This window comes from Sulfurimonas sp., assembly GCF_027056685.1.
Classification (GTDB): domain Bacteria; phylum Campylobacterota; class Campylobacteria; order Campylobacterales; family Sulfurimonadaceae; genus Sulfurimonas.
In genome coordinates this window covers 1-4,074 of sequence record NZ_JALUKE010000094.1, presented here as the reverse complement: position 1 = coordinate 4,074, position 4,074 = coordinate 1, and the positions used below count along the sequence as shown (strand labels likewise).

At 36.0% G+C, this 4,074-nt stretch carries 5 protein-coding genes; 4 read left to right on the top strand and 1 reads right to left on the bottom strand.

The window, feature by feature from the left end; genetic code table 11:
* The 4 genes from MVY38_RS04220 to MVY38_RS04205 form a co-directional block, all read left to right on the top strand.
* Positions 1–753 (top strand): TolC family protein (locus MVY38_RS04220; protein ID WP_297483883.1); only part of this gene is annotated, 753 nt, incomplete at its 5' end.
* Positions 746–1,432, top strand: coding sequence for an ABC transporter ATP-binding protein (locus MVY38_RS04215; RefSeq protein ID WP_297483881.1), 687 nt, complete (start codon positions 746–748; stop codon positions 1,430–1,432). The genes MVY38_RS04220 and MVY38_RS04215, both read left to right, overlap by 8 nt.
* Positions 1,429–2,322 (top strand): efflux RND transporter periplasmic adaptor subunit, encoded by an 894-nt coding sequence (locus tag MVY38_RS04210; protein WP_297483879.1) that lies wholly within the window; start codon positions 1,429–1,431, stop codon positions 2,320–2,322. Before MVY38_RS04215 ends, MVY38_RS04210 begins: the two co-directional genes overlap by 4 nt.
* On the top strand, positions 2,322–3,497 hold the full coding sequence (locus MVY38_RS04205) for an FtsX-like permease family protein (protein WP_297483877.1): 1,176 nt from the start codon (positions 2,322–2,324) through the stop codon (positions 3,495–3,497). Before MVY38_RS04210 ends, MVY38_RS04205 begins: the two co-directional genes overlap by 1 nt.
* Here the strand turns inward: MVY38_RS04205 and MVY38_RS04200 are convergent.
* Positions 3,498–4,074: LysR substrate-binding domain-containing protein (locus MVY38_RS04200; RefSeq protein WP_297483876.1), on the bottom strand; the 577-nt coding region annotated here is incomplete at its 5' end.

Sequence of the window (4,074 nt, the reverse complement as noted above, 5' to 3'; positions counted from 1 at the left end):
CAAAAAATTTATGCAAAACTTGAAGGTTTAGCAAAAAATGGAGACATAACTGCACTTGACATACTGCGTTTTAAAAACACCCTCACAACCCTGCAGACAAAAATAGTTGCACAAACGCAAGAGCTTGCCAAAATGAAAGCAGAGTTACATCTTTATGCTCCAAATCAAAGCATTCCAAGACTCACGCAAACGCAACTGCTCTATACCAAAAAAGATTTCTTAGCTCACAATCCACAAGCGAGCATAAACACGCTTGATGCACAAAAACTTTTAGCACAAGCACAAGGAATGAATAAGCAATATATGCCTAATGTTACAGTTGGCATGAGCTATGAAAAACTAGATGACCCAACTGCTTATGGTGACAATCACTCTTTTGATGTAGCAGTTAAAATGCCCTTAAATGGTGGCAATTTCAAAGATGCAGAAGCTCTCAAAGCAGCGGCACTTAGCAGACAAACACAGAGCGTAGAGTATAAAATTCAAAGAAAAAATGAGTACATAAGACACTATCAAGCCTATGTGAATGCTAAAAATCAGCTTGCTATTTTAGAAAAATCATTGAAAGATTTTAAACAGAGCGAAGTAACCATTGAGCAAGCATATCTCAAACAGTATGTGGATTTCAATACCTATCTGCAGGTTTTAAAACAGGCACTTGACGTTAAGAACCAAATAATAGCGATGCAGACAACAGAGCATTTAGAAGCGACCATCATCAACGCTATTGCAAGTGGGAAAGTGTATGAGTAAGATCATTGCCTCATGCAAAAATATTGTCAAAACATTTAACGCTGGTGAAGCAGAGGTAAAAGCACTTCAAGGAATTACTCTTGATGTCTATGAGAATGAACTTCTTATGCTTGTTGGACCCTCTGGATGTGGAAAAACGACCTTTGTCTCTGTTTTAAGTGGATTACTCCATTTTGAGAGTGGAAGTTGTAAGCTTTTGCAAAAAGATATAGCAACAATGGATGATGTAACACTCACTGCGTTTAGAGGAGAAAATATTGGCTTTGTATTTCAAGCTTTTAATCTTTTACCATCGCTGAGTGCCATAGATAATGTTGCACTTCCTTTGACCATTAAAGGTGTGCAAAGAGCCGAAGCCCTCACTCGTGCACAAGAGATGCTAAACGCAGTCGGACTCAATGCAAAAGAGCATATAAAACCAAGTGGACTTAGTGGTGGAGAACAACAACGCGTCGCCATTGCAAGAGCGTTGGTTCATAATCCAAAATTTATTATTTGTGATGAGCCCACAAGTAGTTTAGACCATAAATCAGGACAGATTGTTATGGAACTTTTAACAAAAATCATTCAAGAAAAAGGGGCTAGCATGATAGTAGTCACACACGATAACAGAATATATAAATATGCAAATAGAATTGTGCATATGGAAGATGGAAAAATTACAAAGGTGGCTTTATGAGAACTTTTTTTATACTTATTTTTCTCTCCCTTGTTGGTATTGCTGTGGCGATGGGAACTGTTTATTATAACGATATGGAAAAATCGGGAAACAATGTAGCCCTCCCCTCCCTTGAACTTCCATATAAATCTTTTATAGCAGGAACAGGAATTGTCGTAGCAGGGAGTAAAAATATTGTCGTTGGAGCGAATGTTGCAGGCGTTGTCAAAAAAGTATTTGTACAAAGTGGCGACAAAGTCCATAAAGGAGAGTTGCTTTTCAGGCTAGATGATAGTGCAAAAAGAAGCAATATTGCTGTGCTAAACGCAGCTATACAATCAGCATTAGCAAAACTACAAAGTGCTAAACATCAACTTAACATCATACAAAATATGAAACAACTCTCTGCAAATATGGTTACAAATGAGAAATATACAAAACTAAAAGATGATTATTCTGAAGCAAAAGATAATTTTGCTTTTACAAAACAAAAACTCAAAGCACTTCAGGAAGAGCTAAAACTCTACAAAGTCTATGCACCGATTGATGGCATAGTTTTACGCTCAAATCTTGCAGTAGGTTCTTATTTTGCTAGAAATTCAAAAGCACTTATTTTAGGAAGTAACAAACTCAATATAAGAGTAAACATTAATGAATTTGACAGTTGGAAATTTCAAAAGAATGCAGATGCCACTGCGTTTATAAGAGGAAATCCTAAGCAAAAAGTAAAACTCTCTTATCTCTACACCATACCAATGGTTACACCAAAAATGAACCTTACAGGAGCTCCTACTGAGCAGACAGATACAAGGGTTCTTCAAGTTGTTTATAGCGTAAAAAATAGACCTGAATTTCCTCTCTATGTTGGTGAAATGCTTGATGTTTTCATTGAAAATTCTAAAGGCAACTAATGTTTAGAGTTGCTATTGAGATGCTTTTACACGATAAGACCAAATATTTAGGGCTTTTAATTGGTGTTGCGTTTACTGCGTTTTTAGTGAGCTTTGCCATGAGTTACTTTGCAGGTTTTATGACAAGGGGCTTTGCTCTTGTAAGTGAAAATCCAAGTGCCAAAGTCTGGGTGATGGATAGTGCGGTAAGCTCTGCTGAAGCGACAATAAATATGAGTAACTCTTCCTTAGGAATTGTAAAAGGTGTAAAGGGTGTCGAGTATGCTTCACCTCTTTATTTAGGCGATATGACGGCACGCTATGCAAATGGACACTTCCAATCTTTTCAAGCAATAGGCGTAGATGATGCCACACTCAGTGGTGCACCAAAACCTGCTAATCTATTGCGTATTCCAAACAGTGTTATCATCGATAGTGGTGGTACTGATGGCAAATTGCAAACGCCCATACACAAAAAAGATATGTGGGCATATAATGGTTCTCATCTAAACGCAGTAACAAGAGAACTCCGTTATGGTGATGAAATGCTTATAAACTCAAAAAGAGTTGTCGTTGCAGGGGTTTCACACACCATTCCCCGTTTTCCACCAAGACCACTCCTCTACACAAGCACATCAAATTTCAAACGCTTAATTCCAGGAGAGAAGAGATACATCACTTTTATTATGGTGCGTCCTGCAAAAAACATTACTCCAGAAAAACTTGCAAAACGCATCTCTAAAGAGACAGGACTTAAAGCCATTACAAGTGCTGCGTTTAAAAAAGAGACTGTCATGTGGTACTTAATAAACTCAGAAGATGTAGGAGATATGGTAAATATGGTGGTTTTGGCAATGCTTGTAGGTTTTGGAGTAACAGGTGTTATGCTCTATATGTTTACCTATGAAAACATTAAACAGTACGCTGTTTTAAAAGCAATGGGTGCCTCTATAAAACAACTCACAGATATGATATATACGCAAGTTTTCATTATGGCAGTAGTAGGAAGTGGCATAGGTGTTGGAATATCGGCACTCTTTGGAGAAGCAATATCAAGTGCTAGTTTTCCTTTTCGCATTATGTGGTTTGCACCATTCATAGGGTTTCTAGGAGTTTTTATTGTCAGTCTTACTGCTGCGTTTATTAGCCTGCGCCCCATCAAAACAATGGAACCTGGAATTGTATTTAAGCTTTAGTCAATATTTTTCAGATAATAAACTGTTTTCAAACTCAATAAATAGTTTACTTTTATATTTATTTTTATGATAAATCAAGTAAAACTTTCTCTCTATTTGAAGATTTTTTAGATTTACCTCAAAAAGATCTTCCCTTTGCAACTCTTTTTCCACTACAAATCTAGAGAGGCAGGTAATGGTTTGAGGATTGTTAAAAAGAATAGTTTTCACCTCTTCAAATGCACTAAATTCCATAAAAATCTCCAACTCTTTAGCTGTATCTTCTATAGAATTCAAAAAAATATCTCTCGTACCCGAGCCCTTCTCCCTTAAAAGCCATTTTTTTTCTAATAACTCATCAATATAGCAAGTTTTATTTTTTAGTTTTTTATCACTTGTAACAACTACAAATCTATCTTTTTTTATCTCTTTTTTTATGATATCAGGATCATCACAAACGGACTCTATAAAGCCCATATCAATTTCATAATTTTTTACCAGATTAATGATATTTTTGGAGTTTTGGATATCTTTTTTTATCTCTACATGTTGATGTGAATCTAAAAAATCAAATATGATTTGAGGTATGATATAATCA

Bases quoted from the DNA above. Each gene is read 5' to 3' on its own strand.
- MVY38_RS04215 (WP_297483881.1), top strand. From the start codon at position 746: ATGAGTAAGATCATTGCCTCATGCAAAAATATTGTCAAAACATTTAAC.
- MVY38_RS04210 (WP_297483879.1), top strand. From the start codon at position 1,429: ATGAGAACTTTTTTTATACTTATTTTTCTCTCCCTTGTTGGTATTGCT.
- MVY38_RS04205 (WP_297483877.1), top strand. From the start codon at position 2,322: ATGTTTAGAGTTGCTATTGAGATGCTTTTACACGATAAGACCAAATAT.